This window comes from Neoasaia chiangmaiensis, from assembly GCF_002005465.1.
Lineage (GTDB): Bacteria > Pseudomonadota > Alphaproteobacteria > Acetobacterales > Acetobacteraceae > Neoasaia > Neoasaia chiangmaiensis.
The window spans coordinates 870,383-886,895 of record NZ_CP014691.1 but is presented as its reverse complement, the minus strand read 5'-3'; the positions used below and the strand labels follow the sequence as shown (position 1 = coordinate 886,895).

The following is a 16,513-nucleotide window of genomic DNA, read 5'->3' as shown; positions in this document are numbered from 1 at the left end:
CGGCCCCTGCCTGTCACGGTTCAGGCCGCGAGTGTGGCGGTAAGGGTGATTTCCGCATTGAACAACTGCGAGACCGGGCAACCGGCCTTCGCCTTGTTGGCGATTTCCTCGAACTTCGCCTGATCGGCGCCCGGCACGGTGCCAGTGAGATCGAGATGGATCTTGCTGATCTTGAAGCCGCCCTCGACCTGATCGAGCGAGACGGTGGCCTTCGTATCGAGTGCGGAGGCGGTCAGATTGGCTTCGCCCAGCATCATCGACAGCGCCATCGTGAAACAGCCGGCATGGGCCGCGCCGATCAGTTCCTCCGGGTTCGTCCCCGGCTTGTCCTCGAAACGCGTGTTGAAGCCGTATGGCTGCGCGGTCAATGCGCCGCTCTGCGTCGAGATCTGGCCTTTGCCGTCTTTCAGGCCGCCGCTCCAATGGGCGGTTGCGGTTTTCTTGATTGTCATGGTCGATAATCCTTCTGACAGGGTCAGGGCACGTCTTGCGCGCATGGCAGGACGTTCGGTGCTGCGAACGCGACGGGCGGCGGATTGTTCAAAAAAGCCGGTCGGCGATTCGAGCCTGTTATCGGATTCGGGTGCGTGCTCCTTGGAAGTCCCCGCCGGGAAGTGCGTGCAAAGGAAACATTCCCGCCAGAAGAACATGCCGCCACGCGTCGCCATGTCGAGGATGCAACACGGGCTGTTTTTATGGCTGGGGATGAAAATTTTAACGTGCGCCGACTCAAACTCCGGGCTTATTGAAAACGTAGGGCTTCAGAGCATTCGCACTACATCTAGTGGGTGTGGATATCTGGCGATCACTAAATATCGAGACATGCAAGGCTTGTTCTGAAAGATTTTTGCCGCTCAAAAGAGGCATCATGACCGGGCACGGATGGCGTCAGCCAGGCTGCGAACCGGTGCAGAACACAGCAGAAGATACATTGGCCGGTGCCATTTGGCGTATGTCGGTTGGATGCGGGAGACGAGGCGTGACTTTTGATGAAGGAACGACAAACGAGCAGGTTCTGGAGCGGGAAACGCCCGTTCAGGGCGTGCCCGCGAAGGCGGTCTCCCGATCGGAGACCGCCGTGTCGCCGGTGACGGACACCGACCCGGAACCCGACATGTTCGACGACGTGGTGCAGCTTGAAGGCCATCATGCCGTGCGGGTCGATCGTTCCCGCGATGCATTGCTGACGGACTTCGGCAAGGCGACGCTGGACAACCGCTATCTGCTGCCGGGCGAGCATTATCAGGATCTGTTCGGGCGCGTGGCGTCCTATTACGGCGCCGATCCGGAACACGCCCAGCGCATCTACGACTACATCTCCAAACACTGGTTCATGCCCGCAACGCCGGTGCTGTCCAATGGCGGCACCACGCGCGGCCTGCCGATCTCGTGCTTCCTGAACGAGGCAGATGACAGCCTGCGCGGCATCGTCGACCTGTGGAACGAGAATGTCTGGCTGGCTTCCAAGGGGGGCGGCATCGGCTCCTATTGGGGCAACCTGCGTTCCATCGGCGAGAATGTCGGCAAGAATGGCAAGACCTCGGGCGTCATTCCCTTCATCCGCGTGATGGACAGCCTGACGCTGGCGATCAGCCAGGGTTCTCTGCGTCGTGGTTCGGCGGCGGTGTATCTGCCGGTCTGGCATCCCGAGATCGAGGAATTTGTCGAGATGCGTCGCCCGACCGGCGGCGATCCGAATCGCAAGGCGCTGAACCTGCATCACGGCGTTCTGGTGACGGATGATTTCATGCGTGCCGTGGAGCGCGATGAGGAATGGGGTCTGCGCTCGCCGAAGGATATGTCGGTCATCCGCAGCGTCTCCGCCCGCCAGCTCTGGATTCGCATCCTGACGGCGCGCATGGAGCAGGGCGAGCCGTACATCATCTATTCCGATCATGTGAACAATGCGCGGCCGGAGCACCACAAGCTGGCCGGGCTGGAGGTGAAGACTTCCAACCTCTGTGCGGAGATCACCCTGCCGACCGGCCTCGACCATCACGGAAAGAGTCGGACGGCAGTGTGCTGCCTGTCCTCCCTGAATCTGGAGACGTGGGACGACTGGAAGGACGAGCCGCGATTCGTCGAGGACGTGCTGCTGTTCCTCGATAATGTGTTGCAGGACTTCATCGACCGTGCGCCGGACGATATGGCGCGCGCCAAATATGCCGCGATGCGGGAGCGTTCCGTTGGCCTCGGCGTGATGGGATTCCATTCCTTTCTCCAGTCACGGTCGATTCCGTTCGAGAGCGTGATGGCGAAGGTCTGGAACAAGAAGATTTTCACCCAGATCCGCGAACAGGCGAACGCGGCCTCGCGTCATTTGGCCGAACTGCGCGGCCCGTGCCCGGATGCGGCCGAATATGGCGTGATGGAGCGTTTTTCGAACAAGCTGGCGATCGCGCCGACCGCGTCGATCTCGATCATCGCAGGGAACGCCAGCCCCGGAATCGAGCCGATCAGCGCCAATGTGTTTTTGCAGAAGACGCTTTCCGGCTCGTTCACGGTGCGCAACCGTCATCTGAAGAAGCTGTTGGAAGAACGCGGTCAGGACACCGATGCGGTCTGGTCGTCCATCACGCTGAACAAGGGTTCGGTCCAGCATCTGGACTTCCTGACGCAGGATGAGAAAGACGTCTATAAAACGGCCTTCGAGCTGGATCAGCGTTGGGTGGTCGAGCATGCGGCGGATCGCGCGCCGATGATCTGCCAGGCGCAGTCGGTCAATATCTTCCTGCCGGCCGACGTGCACAAGCGCGACCTGCACCAGATCCATTATCTGGCGTGGAAGCGCGGCCTGAAGTCACTCTATTACTGCCGCTCGCTTTCCGTGCAGCGTGCGGATGCCGTCAGCACCATGGCGGTAAAGAGCAACATCATGGAGAATGAAGATTACAGCGCCGCACCGCAGGCCGAGCCCAAAGGCAAGATGTCCAGCGGCGACTACGAGGAATGCCTGGCCTGCCAGTAAGGGTATGGCCGAAGGGCTGCGTGCGGGCGGCAACGCCCGGCGCGGCCGATCAATCAAGTTCGAGGATTTGCCCATGAGCGCATCCGTTGCGAAGGATATCGAGCATCTCGATCTCCTGACCGCCAATCCGGTTTACAAGCCGTTCCGCTACCCCTGGGCCTATGATGCGTGGCTGACCCAGCAGCGCGTGCATTGGCTGCCGGAGGAAGTGCCCCTCGCCGATGACGTGAAGGACTGGCATCGCAGCCTCACGGAAGGCGAGCGTCATCTGGTGACGCAGATCTTCCGCTTCTTCACGCAGTCGGACGTCGAGGTGAATTCGGCGTACATGAAGCATTACAGCCAGGTCTTTAAACCGACCGAAGTGCTGATGATGCTCTCGGCGTTCTCGAATATCGAGACGATCCATATCGCGGCATATTCTCATCTGCTCGATACGATCGGCATGCCCGAGACGGAGTATTCGGCCTTCCTCAAATACAAGGAGATGAAGGACAAATACGACTTCATGCAGTCGTTCACGATCACGAGCAAACGCGAGATCGCCAAGACGATGGCAGCGTTCGGCGCGTTCATGGAGGGGCTTCAGCTTTTTGCGTCCTTCGCGATCCTGCTGAACTTCCCGCGCTTCAACAAGCTCAAGGGCATGGGGCAGATCGTCACGTGGTCGATCCGCGACGAGACGCTGCATTGCCTGTCCATGATCCGGCTGTTCCGCACCTTCGTGCGGGAAAACCCCGAGATCTGGACTGAGGATTTCCGTCAGGAACTCACGCAGATCTGCAAGACCACGGTCGAGCATGAAGATGCCTTCATCGAACTCGCCTTCGAGATGGGGCCGGTGGAAGGGCTGAACGCGCAGCAGGTCAAGACCTATATCCGGTTCATTGCCGATCGCCGCATGACGCAACTCGGGCTCGATCCGATCTACAACATTCCGGAAAATCCTCTGCCTTGGCTGGACGACATGCTGAACGCTGTCGAGCACGCCAATTTCTTTGAAAATCGCGCAACGGAATATTCGCGCGCGTCCACGAGCGGCAGCTGGGAAGAGGCCTTCGAAGACAGCGTTTTCGAGTAAGGCAGAATGTTTTCAATGTGGCGCAAATGGTTCCGATGAATCGTTTGCGTCGCATCGATTTTCGGCAGGCATGCCTTGGCAGCTGCCGTGCCGTTCGGCGCTGATGGCGGCGCGGCATATCGAAACCCTGTGCTATCCGGATATGGCCGCAACGCGGGGTGTTGTTGATTGATCGGCACCAGACGCGCTGATTGCCCCATTATAACGGCGGAAAGCCGTGACCTTCGCGCAGGATCGCCTGCGCGGCACTGGTGAATTGGCCGTCCGGGTTATGCAGGATCAGGCCCGGCTCCAGTCTGAACGCTGCACGACCGCCCAATGTGGCGCGGAGCAGCACGATCTTGGCCGACCGGCCGACTTTGGGCCATAGCGGCAGGAGGATAAGACTGCCACACCCTACGGCGCGCAAGGCGATACAGGCTTCATCCACGGCGGCGGCTGGCAATGCCAGGTTGATGGTGCCGCCGGGCAGCGTCCACTGCGCGAGCGTGCCGATCCAGTTCTGCCAGCCATCCGGCGGCGCAAACAGGGCCAGCCGGCGGCGCGCATCCGGTGACAGGCTGGCGTCATGGCGATGCCAGGGCGGGTTGGCCATCGTATGATGAAAGCGCCCGTTCGGAGACGGTGCGAGGGCACGCAGATCCTGTGGCGTGCTGGGCAGGCGCGCACGCCGCGCATGAAGATGTTCGGCATTGTTGGCGCGGAAATTATCCGTCGCAAGCTGCATCGTCGCCTCATCGTATTCGAGGCCGACGCCATGAAGGTCGGGAATGCGGGCGTGAAGGCAGAGGAGCCCGGCACCGGCGCCACAACCGGCTTCGAGAACGTGTTCGCCCGTTCGGGCTGGGACGAAAGCCGCCATCAGGACGGGTTCGAGGCCCGTGCGATAGCCGATGGCGAATTGCCGATAGACGACGCGGCCACCCAAAAGCGTGCCGTCGGTAACATTGGGGCAGGTCTGGATCGGAGTGATTGGGTTGACCGTCTGGCCGCCGCCGCTCATATGGTCTTCACCTGTTTGAAGGCCGGTTTTTCCGGCCCGCCGAGAGTTTTGAAACGATGTTCGACGGATACTACCCTGTGCCGGTGGCCTGTCGACCCGAGTAATATACCGCGCGCTGGCCGCGATCGGCCAGAGCGAGAAGTGGAGAGCCGTTTTGGGTGCTGCCGATAGCCTGACCGATGCCAAGTCTGCCGAAGCGACCGTGGGCGAGCGATCGGCAAGCGCGCCGAACGCGCTCAATGCGCTCGCGGCCTATCTCAAGGACGACATGGAAGCCTGCAACCGCGAGATCGTCGCGCGGATGCAAAGCCCCGTGCCGTTGATACCGCAACTTGGCGCGCATCTCGTGGCGGCAGGGGGCAAACGGTTGCGGCCTTTGCTGACTCTGGCAGCGGCGCATCTGTGCGGCTATGCCGCGGGGCCGGACCGGCAGCGCCATATCGGACTCGCCGCCTGCGTCGAATTCATTCACACGGCGACGCTGCTGCATGACGACGTGGTGGACGAAAGCACGCTACGGCGTGGTCTTGCCTCGGCGAATGCGGTTTTCGGCAACAAGGCTTCCGTTCTGGTGGGGGACTTCCTTTTCGCACGCGCCTTCCAGTTGATGACGGCGGATGGCTCGCTGCGGGTCATGGAGATTCTTTCCTCTGCCTCGGCGACGATCGCGGAAGGGGAGGTGTTGCAGATGGCGACACAGAACGACCTCTCGACGCCGATCGAGAAATATCTTGAAGTCATTCACGGCAAGACAGCGGCGCTGTTCGCAGCCGCCTGCCGTGTCGGCGCGGTGGTCGCCGCGCGTCCCGATGCCGAGGAACAGGCGCTGGAGGATTTCGGCACCAATCTTGGCATGGCGTTCCAGCTGGTGGACGATGCGCTGGATTATGCGGCCGACCAGCAGGTGCTTGGCAAGACGGTGGGTGACGACATGCGGGAAGGCAAGATTACCCTGCCGGTTTTGGCGGCCTATCAGGCGGCCGACGAGGAGGGGCGCGCCTTCTGGCAGCGCGTGATCGAGGAGGGAGAGCAGACCGATGCCGACCTGCCGCACGCCCTGGATCTGATCGCCAAAACGGATTCGATCAACATCACTCTCGCCCGTGCCAAGCGTTACGCTGAGGATGCCGTTGCGGCCCTGTCGGTCTTCCCCGATACGCCTGTCAGGAAACTGCTGATCGATACGGCATTCTATACGGTCAACCGCGTGCACTGAGCGCGCGCATTGTCCAGCACATGCATCCGGTCGTAGCCGATACGCCGGATGGCACGCTGTAGCGCGTCGGCATGCGGCGGGGGTGCTGTAAGACGCATTTCCTCCCCCAGATCGTCGCCGAGCGGGTTTTGACGCGACAGGATCAGCGCCGCCTGACGGGCGACGGCGGATGCCGGGTCGAGCCAGGCGACGCCAGGCGGTGACAGACGTACGAAAGCGTCTTTCAGAAACGTGTAGTGCGTGCAGCCGAGACCGACAGCATCGATCCGATCGCCTTGCGGCTGGCCGAACAGGCAGTCCAGTTCAGTCATGATCTGCGCGTCGGTAATCGACTCGTCGAGGAACGCGCGCTCCGCCAGATCGGCCAGGCCGCGTGCGCCGTGTGCGATGAGTTTGCAGTCGGCTGCAAACTCATCGTGAAGCATCTTGAGATAGGGACGACTGACCGTCGCCTTCGTGGCCAGAATGCCGATGACGCGACTCTGGCTGACGCGTGCCGCCCACCGGACCGGTGGGACGCAGCCGACGAATGGCGTCCTGAATCGCTCGCGCAGCGGGGTCAGGGCCAGTGTGCTTGCCGTGTTGCAGGCGATGACCACGACATCCGGCTGTCGTTCTGCGATCTGTGCGCCAATAAGATCGTCAAGGCGGGCGATCAGTTGCGCGTCCGGCTGCTCTCCATAAGGGAACAGCGCGTTATCGGCCAGATAATCGATTCGCGTGCCGGGTGGCAGGTGATCGCGCAGTGCCTGCACAACCCCCAGACCACCAATGCCTGAGTCGAAGGCCAGAACGCGGCCGGGCGATGCGCCCATGACGTATCAGCTTTCGGCCTTGGCTTTCAGCGCGGCCGCTTCCTCGGCGCTCCCGACGCCGCCATGACGCCTGGACCAGACGCAGGGGTCTTCGAGAAAGCGCCGCACTTCCGCGATGTCGCTTTCCGAGAAGTAGTCGCCGCCCGCGCAGGCCTCGAGCACGTCCCACCATGTGCAAAGCGCATGCAGTGAGATGTTCATGTCCGCAAGCGTGCGGTGCGCGCCTGGGAAAACACCGTAGAAAAAAACGACGAAGGTGTGATCGACGATCGCACCGGCCTCGCGCAGTGCCTTGGCGAAGCGGATCTTCGATGCACCGTCCGTCGTAAGGTCTTCCACGAGCAGGGTACGCATGTTCTCCGGTACGTCGCCTTCGATCTGGGCGTTGCGACCAAAACCTTTCGGCTTCTTGCGCACGTAGGCCATGGGCGCGAGCATGCGATCGGCGATCCATGCCGCGAACGGAATGCCGGCCGTCTCCCCGCCGACGACGGCATCGATGCTTTCATAACCGATATGGCGACCGATCTTCTCGACGCCGAGTTCGACAATCTTCGCGCGGGCACGCGGGAAGAAGATGATTTTCCGGCAATCGATATAAACAGGCGACTTCCAGCCCGATGTCAGCGTGTAAGGCTCGTCCGGACGGAAGTTGATGGCCTTGATTTCCAGCAGGATGCGCGCCGTTGTCAGGGCCGCATCGCGATCCCAGGCCGTCTGCCGTCCACCGAACGTTCCGGTCGGTTCGCCGCTGCCCATCGTCATCTCCCTCTTTGAAAAGTTCGGCTAGCATTAGCCATTATGAATCCGGAAAGTAAGCCGCTTCTTTGCGGGACTGAATGCTTGCTCATAGGCGGAACCGGTCTTATGATAAACAGAACTTGCAAATCATTCTCATCTGGAACATCGCAACGTGACTGTTGACCCCCGCCGTATCGGGCGCAAGTGCGAGCGCGCCGTTGTCACTGCCTATCAGGAACTGCGTGAAGTCGGGCAGCCTGACATGCAGGCGTTCGGCGCATGCACCACGCTGTATCGCATTCATCATCCGGAGGCATCGCTCAGCGAAGCGCGTCGTCTCGTGTCGGAATGGATCGATCATCATGTGGTCCGTCGCGAGACGGGCAACACGCCCGGTTGCGATTGCGACTGACCCGGCGGGACTGACACGGGGCGACTGTGCCGTGCTGGTCAGTTCCGGTTTGAGAAAGGCCTGAAATCCCGCCGTGCCGCGCCGGTATAGAGCTGGCGAGGCCGACCGATACGCTGGCCGGGCTCCTCGATCATCTCGCGCCATTGACTGACCCATCCGACGGTCCGCGCCACGGCGAAAAGCACGGTGAACATGGATGTCGGGATACCCAGCGCCCGGAGAATGAGGCCTGAATAGAAGTCGACATTCGGGTAGAGCTTGCGCTGGATGAAATAGGGGTCTTCGACGGCAATCCGTTCGAGTTCGATGGCGAGATCGAACATGGGATCATGCGCCAGCTTCAGTTCGCTGACGACTTCATGATACGTCTGCTGAAGGATTTTCGCCCGAGGGTCGAAGTTCTTGTAGACACGATGGCCGAAGCCCATCAGCCGCACACCGCTTTCCCGATTCTTGACCTGCTCGATGAAGGCGGGAATGTTCTCGCGTTTGCCGATCTGCTCCAGCATGGCCAGAACGGCCTCGTTCGCGCCGCCATGCGCCGGACCCCACAGGGCCGCGATCCCGGCGGCAATGCAGGCGAATGGATTGGCGCCGGTCGAGCCGACGAGCCGCACCGTCGAGGTCGATGCGTTTTGTTCGTGATCGGCATGGAGAATGAAAATCCGGTCCATCGCGCGCGCCAGCACCGGATTGACGCGGTAGCGCGTATTGGGGCGCGAGAACATCATCGCCAGGAAATTTTCGGAGAACGAATAGTCATCGTTCGGATAAACGAATGGCTCGCCCTGGCTGTATTTATAGGCCCAGGCAGCAATCGTCGGCACCTTGGCGATCAGACGACGGGCGGAAAGATCGCGCGAGGCCGGGTTCGAAATGTCGATGCCGTCGTGATAGAAGGCCGAGAGCGCGCCAACCGTGCCGCAGAGGATGGCCATCGGGTGGGCGTCACGCCGGAAGCCATTGAAGAAATTGCGAATCTGTTCGTGCAGAAGCGCATGTTCCTTCAGGTTTTCGCGGAAGTCGCAATATTCCTGTGCGTTGGGCAGTTCGCCATAAAGCAGGAGATAGGCCACTTCGGGGAAGCTGGCGTTCATCGCCAGCTGATCGATCGGATAACCCCGATGCAGAAGGACGCCTTCATCACCGTCGATATAGGTGATGCTGCTCTGGCAGGAGGCGGTCTCGCCATAGCCGGGATCGAAGGAATAGACACCGAGATCCTGGGCGAGTTTGCGGATATCGACCACATCCGGCCCGATCGTGCCGGATCGGACAGGCAGTTCGGCTTGACGAGTCCCAATGGAGATTGTCGCCGAAGGCGACATCTTCTGGGTCGTGTCGGGACGGTTTGTGTCGTTATCGGCCATCGATACGAAATAAGATTAAATTCTGTTAAACGCAATCGGCTCTAGCCGATGTGATGGAAAACCAGTTCCGCCGTATCGACGGAAAGTCCGGCCCAGTCCGATGTCAACCGGAACGCTGTCAGCGTGGCCGGCGGATAGCCATCATTGAGGGCAGCGAATTGCGGCTGTTCGAACTGCGTGGAACCAAGGGCATGGCACGCTTCGGCGATGACCGGATTATGCCCGACCACGACCAGCGCGGACACCGTATCCGGCGTCTCGTGAAGCAGTTCCATGAGGCGGGGCAGATCCGCGTCGTACAGAGGGTCCACGCTGATGGACGATGTTTCCGGCGGTAACGCCGCGCGTGCCAGTTCAGCCGTTTCCCGTGTGCGCTCGGCCGGACTGTACCAGACGTGCAGCCCCGACAGATCCAGCCCGCTCTCCGCCAATGCCTTGCCCGCCGCTGCGGCCTGTTGCCGCCCGAAGGGTGTCAGAACGCGTTGACGGTCGGGCGCGGCGGCATGGGGGATGGCTTCAGCGTGGCGTAGCAGAACGAGAAGATGGTGTTTCATGCACTTGCTCCCGGCGTGCGGCCTGCAATGGAATCGTGGTGCCGAATGACCTCGCGGATGATGAAGGCCAGGAATTTCTCGGCGAAGTCCGGATCGAGTCGCGCGGCGTGCGCCAGTTCCCGCAAGCGGGCGATCTGCCGTGCCTCGCGTTGCGGATCGGCTGCCGGCATTCTGGCCCGTGCCTTCAGTTCGCCGACAGCCTGCGTCTGGCGAAAGCGTTCGGCCAGCATATGAATCAGCGCCGCATCGATGTTGTCGATGCTCTGACGATGCGCTTCCAGCGCGGCGCGCGCCTCGTCCTCAGTGGGTATCAATGTCGATCCAGGCAAGGTGGCCGCCTTTCCCGGCGCCGAGGTCGGTGAAAACGGCGCGGCCACCATTGCGGCCGTCGCGGATCCAGGGGCGTCCATCTGTCGAGCGTCTGTCATGGCCGCAGTAAACCACATATCCAGCCGGAATGTGATCGATCCAGCGCAATTTTCGTTCCGGATAGCCGTCGGACTGCATGCGACCGGTCGTTTCGCCGAAAAGCGCGCGGGAGAGCAGCGGCGTCATCTCGCCCAGTCCCGGCGGCGGTGCTTCCATCAGCATGCCGGTGTGAAAGCCGCCGTGGACGAAGACCATCGAGCCCAGCGTCAGCCACGCAGGGGCCTGCCCGATGGCCTCGAAGGCACGCTCGCGCAGTCCCGCCTGCATCGGGCCGGACATCTGTCTCAGTGTTTCCTCCAGCGGCGGATCGCGCCGCAGCCGCCGGCCGCCCAAGGCGCGCCCCAGCTTGCGGTCATGATTGCCGAGGACGAACAGGCCATGCCCGTCTTCCATCAGATCGAGCATTAGCCGAAGCGTGCCCGCGCTGTCCGGCCCGTGATCGACCAGATCACCCAGCTGGATAATGAACCGGTCGGTGGCGACGGCATGTTCGAAGGCATGCAGATCGCCATGCACATCGCCGACGACACGCAACCCCCGGCCAGCGGTCAATGCCGTCAGATCAGGAACGGATGTGAGACTGTCGGGGCCGCGCGCGATCGTTTTGTTCTTTCTTTTTAGGCGTTAGAGGGCGAAACGTCCGACCGCCCTCATGTTTGCTTCTGACATCGTTTCAATATGGCTATCTGGCCGACGATTACGAGACCGGATCGCGATTTCCCGGCTGCGCGAAGGCCGCGGCGCTGGATAAATCCACCGACAGGACGCGGCTGACCCCACGCTCCTGCATCGTGACGCCGAACAGCCGGTCCATATGCGCCATCGTCAGTTGGTGATGCGTCACGACGACAAATCGAGTGCCGGATTCCTCAGCCATGTCGCGGACGAGGGCACACAGCCGCTCGACATTCGCATCGTCAAGCGGTGCGTCCACTTCGTCCAGAACGCAGATCGGGGCGGGCTGGCATCTGAAGGTGGCGAAGACGAGCGACAACGCCGTCAGGGCCTGCTCGCCGCCGGAAAGAAGGGAAAGCGTCGAGAGCTTCTTGCCCGGCGGCTGCGCGAAGATTTCCAGCCCGGCCTCCAGCGGATCGTCGCTCCCGACGAGGCCGAGATGCGCGCGTCCGCCATTGAACATGCGGGCGAACAGCAGCTGAAAATGCCGGTCCACTTCCGCGAAGACCGCTTGCAGCCGCCCCCGGCCTTCCCGGTTGAGATGGCCGATCGAACCGCGCAGGCGATTGATTGCTTCCTGCAGTTCCCCGTGCTCATGCGCGAGGGTGTCAGCCTGCGCGCGCGCTTCGTCATGTTCCTGTTCGGCGCGCAGGTTGACCGGACCGAGAGCATCGCGTTCGCGGAGCGTGCGGGCGATGGCACGACGCAGTGTTGTCTCCGCCCGGTCCGACAGATCCGCCGGCGGTGCCGTGTCGGGCGGCGGCCCGGCGGCCAGAAGCGTCTCTCGGGCAGCCTGCGCCTGTGCCAGGCGTTCGGTCAGGCGGATTTCATCCTCGCGGGCGCTTGCGGCCCGTTGCCGGGCGCTCTCTCGTTGCTGCGTGGTGGTCTGTAGCTGCTCTTCCACGCTTCGCAGGGCGTCTTCGCTCGAACGCGCCGCCAGTTCCGCCGCGGCAAGCGCTTCTTTCTGGCGGATCGCGGCGTTCCGCATGCGTTCGGGTTCGATGGCGGCTTCTTCCGCTGCGGTTTGCAAACCGCTTCGGCGACGACGGGCCTCTTCATTCTCACGATGCAGCGCCTCCAGCCGCGCATGACCGGCGTCGATGCGCGGCAGAATCGCGGCGAGTGAATCGTCCACCCGTGTTGCCTCGGCATTCAGGAGAGTTGCCTGTGTGCGGGTGTTCTCGAAGGCAGTGCGGGTCGCGGTGGCGTCGGCATGGGCAAGCCGGGCGCTTTCCTCGCATCCCGCCAGATCGGGTTCAGGTGGTAGCGCTTCCCAGGCCGCGGCAAGCGCCGAAAGGGCGGCCTGTTGTGTCTCCAGGCGAGGAGCCAGCACGGCTTCGCGCCCCAGAAGGGCGATTCGCTGCTCGCTCTGCGCGCGCTGGGATTGCGAGACGGCGGCCAACGAAGCATCGGCGGACTGGCACTGCGCACGCGCGGCGGCAAGGGCCGCGGTCTCTTCCGCAAGCTTTCGACGGGCCGCTTCTGCGAACACACGCGCCTGATCGACATCCTGCTGCTGTCGTTGCCGGGCGTTCTCGTCCTGTAATGTTTCGATCTGTGCCAGATCTTCGTGGACACGCGCCAACGCTGGCGTAATCGTTGCGATGCGATCGGCAGCGGTCCGGTGCTGAAGCTCCACCTGCCCCTGAATGTCACGCGCGCGGTCGAGCGCTCTGGCAGCTTCGACGCGCGTATGGGCTGCTGCGTCAAGCTGCGTCTGGGCGGTTCGCGCCTGCTCCTGCGCCGATCGGTCAGCCCGGTGCAGATCGTCGGCATGCGGCAGGGCGGACAGGGCCAGTTTCGCGTCGGCGAGACGCTCCTGGGCTTCCCCGTGTGCTGTCTGAGCGCGAGCGCGTTGCTGTGTCGCGGCGTCGAGCGCGAGTGTGGCGGCGGCGGCGCGAGCCGTGACCTCCGCTTCTGTCTTGCGACAGACAGCCAGCTTCTGTTCTGCCGGACCACGTGCCGACCGTCGGTCGGACAGGATTTTTTCGGCCGATCGAAACGCTTTGCGCGCGTCCTCCAGCCGTTCCCGCACGCGGGGAAGGGCGTTTTCCCGCTCGGTGATTTCGCGCGACAGGGCGACGAACTGGCGCCGATGCTCCAGCCGCTGTGCCGCCCGGCTCGGGCGACCGGCGGCGATGCTGTAGCCGTCCCATCGCCATAGGGCGCCATCACGCGACACGAGGCATTGTCCCGGCGACAGGGCTGACTGCCCCCGAAGCCCGTCATGGGAATTTTCGACCACGCCGACGGCGTCGAAACAGCGTCGCAGGGCCTCGGGCGCCTCGATCAGCGCGCTGAGTGGCGTGGCGGCGACGGTGAACACTGAGATGGCAGGGAACGCGTCGGGTGGCAGAGGTCGCCAGTTGAGGGGGGCGTCTGGCGCATCCACGGCACCGTCCAGACCATCCGCGAGCACGGCGGCTACGGCTGGCCCGAGATCCGCCGGTACCTCCAGTAGGTCGATCAGGGCCGCGTGGCGGAGGCGATAGTCCGGTTCGATCGGTGACCCGAGTCCGTCCCGTCGGGCGCTGAGGCGCAGGATCTCGGCTTCCAGATCCCGCAACGCCGAATCGTGCTGTGCCTGTGCGACCCGTGCGGTTTCGACCTGCCGTTCCTGTGTTTCGATATCGCGCAGCAGGGCCGTGAGGTCGCCATCTGCCTGCCGCGTCGCTTGCCGGACCTGTTCGAGATCCGCCGGAGGAACCTGCCGGGACTGAGCCTCGCGATACTCCCTTTCGAGTTGCGCGTCATGCGCCTCGGCACGGTTTTGTGCCGTAAGGGCGGTCTCATGTTCGCGTTGCAGCAAGGCGGCGCGCTGTGCATGGTCCTGACGTGCGGACGATGCCTGCAAGCGTGCGGTCTCGGCCAGTGTTGCGGCCTCCCGTGCCGCGTTCTCCGCCTGCCGGGCGTTTTCGAGTGCCGCTTCGGCCTGCTGGCGCTCATCTGCAAGGGTCTGCCGCTTCGCTTCGGATCGAATGGCATCCGTGGCTTCGGCGTGCTGTGCGGCGAGTTCGGCGGCCTGCCGGGTCAGACTCGCATGACGATCGGCCAGGCGTGTCTGTTCGGCATTGTTCTCGGCAGTGGTGCGCTCTACATCGCGCAGCGTGCGCATCGCGAGTTCGGCTGCCAGTTCCGCTTCCTGCCGGATGGATGCCAGGGCCTCCAGTGCTTGCCGTGCCTGCACGCCAGCACGCTCGGCGTCAGCCTGCGCCGTCGTCAGCTCATCGACGGCGGCCTGTGTGGGCAGTTCGGCGCGAAGCTGTGCCAATTCCTGCGTCAGCGTCGAGACATCATGCTGTAATGTGTGTTGTCGTTTCTCCAGCGCTTCAGCGGCCTGCCTGCGGGAATCGAAGCGCAGGCGTGCGTCGAGCAGCGCGGCGTCCGCCTGGGTGGCGTGCAACTGGGCGGCCTGCCACACCGCCTCTGCCGCTTCCGCATCGCGTGCCGCAAGCGTGCGTCGTTCGGGGAGAGCCTCGTGGGCAGCGCGAAGACGATCGCCTTCCGCGATATCGCGTTCGAGCGTGCCCTGTGCGTCCGCCAGTCGCGCGGCAGCGGCCCGTTCGTCGTCCTCGCCCTGTTTCAGGCGCTCCTGCGCCGCCGCCAGCGCCCGCTGTGCTTCGGCTTCGGCCTGGGCCGCGCCTTCCGCCTGAATGCGCAGACGCTCCAGCGTGGTCCGGGCTGTGTCACGCGCGCTCTGAGCCGGGGCGAGGGCGCTTCGGCCCAAGACTTCCTGGTCGGTGGCCGCATTGGTTTGTTCGACGGCTTCCTTGAGTGCGCGTGCGGCATGCGCCAGTGCGTTTTCGGTCTGCGCAATGGCAAGATCGGCGCGGGCGTGGAGCAGCGCCTGCAGGGCGACTTCATCGGCGCGCAGGGATTCCGCGAGACTGCGATAGCGTTTCGCCTGAACGGTCTGTTCGCCGAGACTGCTGAGCCGCTCTTCAAGCTGCACGCGCAGATCTTCCGCCCGCGCTATGTTGGCTTCGGTCTGGCGCAGTTTCAGTTCCGCATCGTGGCGGCGGGCGTGGAGGCCGGAGATGCCGGCGGCTTCCTCGAGCAGGGCGCGGCGTTCTTCGGGCTTGGCATTGATTAGCGTGCCGACGCGATTCTGGCTGATGATGGAGGAACTGCGCGCGCCGCTGGACAGATCGGCGAACATTGTCGTGACATCGCGCGCGCGCAGCGTCTTGCCGTTGAGGCGAAAATCGCTCCCGGCACCACGTTCGGCGCGACGGGTGATTTCAAGGTCGGCGTTTTCGGCGAATGGCGCGGGGGCAAGACCCGTGGCGTCTTCAAGCCATAAGGTGACTTCGGCAAGATTGCGGGCGGGACGCGCACCTGTGCCGGCGAAAATCAGATCGTCGAGTTCGCCGCCGCGCAGGGCGCGGGCTGAACTTTCCCCCATGGCCCAGCGAAGGGCCTCGACGACATTCGACTTGCCGCACCCGTTCGGCCCGACGATGCCTGTCAGGCCGGGAAGAATATCGACATGGGCGGCATCGGCGAAACTTTTGAAACCTGCAATGCGAAGGCGTGTGATTTTGGCCGTCATGGGCCGGGGAATAGCGCCTTTCGCAATGATTCAACCAGCCGGTTTTTTCAGCTGCCGGCTTTCTGGACCTGTTCGTTGAAAGCTTCGAACGTTTCCAGTTCTTCCGTGTAGGGATTGTTGTTGAAACGGAAATAGGGCGTGCCGCCGATATTGTATTTCGCCTGGTCGTCGTCCTGCTGATTGACCAGTGCCTGACGGAGCGTGTCGTCCTGATCGATCTTGTGGAACTGGTCGGCCGAAAGGCCGGCAAGGGCCGCCATACGTTGCAACTGGTCCTTCGGGTTGATGTCCGGCGCGAAAGCCCAGCGATCCTGGCTTGAAAGCAACGAATTGACGAACGGTTCGTAACGGTCTTCCGGCAGCGAACGGGCGAGCATGGCGGCCAGAAGCGCGATCTGGTCCAACGGAAAGTCATGATAGACATAGGCGATCTTGCCCGTGTCGATCAGCTTTTCCTTGACCTCGGGGAAAACCGTCATTTCGAAATGCGCGCAATGCGTGCAGGTCAGTGAGAACCATTCCCCGACCCGTACCGGCGCCTTGGGATTACCGATCAGGCGCGGCGACAGGCGCGGATCGGCGGCGAAGGCGCGATGCAACGGCGTGGCGAGCGCCAGGGCCGGCATGGCGGCAATCAACGTGCGGCGGCGTAAGGACATGAAAAACTCCAACCCAGGATAACAAAACGTGACACGAT

At 62.8% G+C, this 16,513-nt stretch carries 14 protein-coding genes; 4 read left to right on the top strand and 10 right to left on the bottom strand.

Going from position 1 to position 16,513, the window contains the following annotated elements:
* Positions 1 to 20 precede the first annotated feature (20 nt).
* Entirely contained in the window at positions 21 to 452 is a 432-nt protein-coding gene (locus tag A0U93_RS04170; RefSeq protein ID WP_077808324.1) for an OsmC family protein, read from the bottom strand.
* Between the two features lie 662 nt (positions 453 to 1,114).
* Here A0U93_RS04170 and A0U93_RS04165 point away from each other — a divergent pair.
* Together A0U93_RS04165 and A0U93_RS04160 are read left to right on the top strand one after the other, a co-directional pair.
* The gene (locus A0U93_RS04165; protein ID WP_174807265.1) at positions 1,115 to 2,968 is read left to right on the top strand and encodes a ribonucleoside-diphosphate reductase subunit alpha; all 1,854 of its coding nucleotides are present in this window, start codon (positions 1,115 to 1,117) and stop codon (positions 2,966 to 2,968) included.
* Between the two features lie 73 nt (positions 2,969 to 3,041).
* Positions 3,042 to 4,049 (top strand): ribonucleotide-diphosphate reductase subunit beta, encoded by a 1,008-nt coding sequence (locus A0U93_RS04160; RefSeq protein WP_077808322.1) that lies wholly within the window; start codon positions 3,042 to 3,044, stop codon positions 4,047 to 4,049.
* 199 nt (positions 4,050 to 4,248) lie between these two features.
* Here the strand turns inward: A0U93_RS04160 and A0U93_RS04155 are convergent, their stop codons facing one another.
* Positions 4,249 to 5,052 carry a tRNA1(Val) (adenine(37)-N6)-methyltransferase gene (locus A0U93_RS04155; RefSeq protein WP_077806233.1) on the bottom strand — a complete coding sequence of 268 codons (804 nt, stop codon included), beginning with the start codon at positions 5,050 to 5,052 and terminating at the stop codon, positions 4,249 to 4,251.
* A gap of 154 nt (positions 5,053 to 5,206) precedes the next feature.
* Between A0U93_RS04155 and A0U93_RS04150 the strand changes: the two genes are divergently transcribed.
* Positions 5,207 to 6,268 (top strand): polyprenyl synthetase family protein, encoded by a 1,062-nt coding sequence (locus A0U93_RS04150; protein WP_371862861.1) that lies wholly within the window; start codon positions 5,207 to 5,209, stop codon positions 6,266 to 6,268.
* On the opposite strand, the gene A0U93_RS04145 is transcribed toward A0U93_RS04150, so the two are convergent.
* Both A0U93_RS04145 and A0U93_RS04140 read right to left on the bottom strand, forming a co-directional pair.
* The gene (locus A0U93_RS04145) at positions 6,244 to 7,083 is read right to left on the bottom strand and encodes a glutamate racemase (protein WP_077806232.1); all 840 of its coding nucleotides are present in this window, start codon (positions 7,081 to 7,083) and stop codon (positions 6,244 to 6,246) included. The two genes, A0U93_RS04150 and A0U93_RS04145, sit on opposite strands and share 25 nt — an antisense overlap.
* A 6-nt stretch (positions 7,084 to 7,089) precedes the next feature.
* Positions 7,090 to 7,842 carry an orotate phosphoribosyltransferase gene (locus A0U93_RS04140; protein ID WP_147151094.1) on the bottom strand — a complete coding sequence of 251 codons (753 nt, stop codon included), beginning with the start codon at positions 7,840 to 7,842 and terminating at the stop codon, positions 7,090 to 7,092.
* 139 nt (positions 7,843 to 7,981) lie between these two features.
* Here A0U93_RS04140 and A0U93_RS04135 point away from each other — a divergent pair, with 139 nt between their 5' ends.
* Positions 7,982 to 8,236, top strand: a complete 255-nt coding sequence (locus A0U93_RS04135) for a hypothetical protein (RefSeq protein WP_371862863.1) — start codon at positions 7,982 to 7,984, stop codon at positions 8,234 to 8,236.
* A gap of 38 nt (positions 8,237 to 8,274) precedes the next feature.
* Here the strand turns inward: A0U93_RS04135 and A0U93_RS04130 are convergent, their stop codons facing one another.
* From A0U93_RS04130 to A0U93_RS04105, 6 genes are all read right to left on the bottom strand, one after another.
* A complete protein-coding gene (locus tag A0U93_RS04130) occupies positions 8,275 to 9,606 on the bottom strand; it encodes a citrate synthase (RefSeq protein WP_373319266.1) in 1,332 nt (443 codons plus the stop codon).
* Between the two features lie 41 nt (positions 9,607 to 9,647).
* The gene (locus tag A0U93_RS04125; protein ID WP_077806229.1) at positions 9,648 to 10,160 is read right to left on the bottom strand and encodes a SixA phosphatase family protein; all 513 of its coding nucleotides are present in this window, start codon (positions 10,158 to 10,160) and stop codon (positions 9,648 to 9,650) included.
* The gene (locus A0U93_RS04120) at positions 10,157 to 10,540 is read right to left on the bottom strand and encodes a chorismate mutase (RefSeq protein ID WP_147151096.1); all 384 of its coding nucleotides are present in this window, start codon (positions 10,538 to 10,540) and stop codon (positions 10,157 to 10,159) included. Before A0U93_RS04120 ends, A0U93_RS04125 begins: the two co-directional genes overlap by 4 nt.
* Entirely contained in the window at positions 10,461 to 11,150 is a 690-nt protein-coding gene (locus A0U93_RS04115) for a metallophosphoesterase (protein WP_371862864.1), read from the bottom strand. Before A0U93_RS04115 ends, A0U93_RS04120 begins: the two co-directional genes overlap by 80 nt.
* Before the next feature lie 136 nt (positions 11,151 to 11,286).
* Complete coding sequence (locus A0U93_RS04110; protein ID WP_077806226.1) at positions 11,287 to 15,816, bottom strand: AAA family ATPase; 4,530 nt, start codon at positions 15,814 to 15,816, stop codon at positions 11,287 to 11,289.
* A 47-nt stretch (positions 15,817 to 15,863) separates the two neighbouring features.
* On the bottom strand, positions 15,864 to 16,475 hold the full coding sequence (locus tag A0U93_RS04105) for a thioredoxin domain-containing protein (RefSeq protein WP_077806225.1): 612 nt from the start codon (positions 16,473 to 16,475) through the stop codon (positions 15,864 to 15,866).
* Positions 16,476 to 16,513 lie beyond the last annotated feature (38 nt).

What these genes read in the sequence shown, in the direction of transcription:
- A0U93_RS04155 (WP_077806233.1), bottom strand. Translation starts at nt 5,052, where the DNA reads ATGAGCGGCGGCGGCCAGACGGTCAACCCAATCACTCCGATCCAGACC.
- A0U93_RS04170 (WP_077808324.1), bottom strand. Translation starts at nt 452, where the DNA reads ATGACAATCAAGAAAACCGCAACCGCCCATTGGAGCGGCGGCCTGAAA.
- A0U93_RS04130 (WP_373319266.1), bottom strand. Translation starts at nt 9,606, where the DNA reads ATGGCCGATAACGACACAAACCGTCCCGACACGACCCAGAAGATGTCG.
- A0U93_RS04120 (WP_147151096.1), bottom strand. Translation starts at nt 10,540, where the DNA reads ATGGTGGCCGCGCCGTTTTCACCGACCTCGGCGCCGGGAAAGGCGGCC.
- A0U93_RS04165 (WP_174807265.1), top strand. Translation starts at nt 1,115, where the DNA reads ATGTTCGACGACGTGGTGCAGCTTGAAGGCCATCATGCCGTGCGGGTC.
- A0U93_RS04105 (WP_077806225.1), bottom strand. Translation starts at nt 16,475, where the DNA reads ATGTCCTTACGCCGCCGCACGTTGATTGCCGCCATGCCGGCCCTGGCG.
- A0U93_RS04145 (WP_077806232.1), bottom strand. Translation starts at nt 7,083, where the DNA reads ATGGGCGCATCGCCCGGCCGCGTTCTGGCCTTCGACTCAGGCATTGGT.
- A0U93_RS04140 (WP_147151094.1), bottom strand. Translation starts at nt 7,842, where the DNA reads ATGGGCAGCGGCGAACCGACCGGAACGTTCGGTGGACGGCAGACGGCC.
- A0U93_RS04110 (WP_077806226.1), bottom strand. Translation starts at nt 15,816, where the DNA reads ATGACGGCCAAAATCACACGCCTTCGCATTGCAGGTTTCAAAAGTTTC.
- A0U93_RS04125 (WP_077806229.1), bottom strand. Translation starts at nt 10,160, where the DNA reads ATGAAACACCATCTTCTCGTTCTGCTACGCCACGCTGAAGCCATCCCC.
- A0U93_RS04160 (WP_077808322.1), top strand. Translation starts at nt 3,042, where the DNA reads ATGAGCGCATCCGTTGCGAAGGATATCGAGCATCTCGATCTCCTGACC.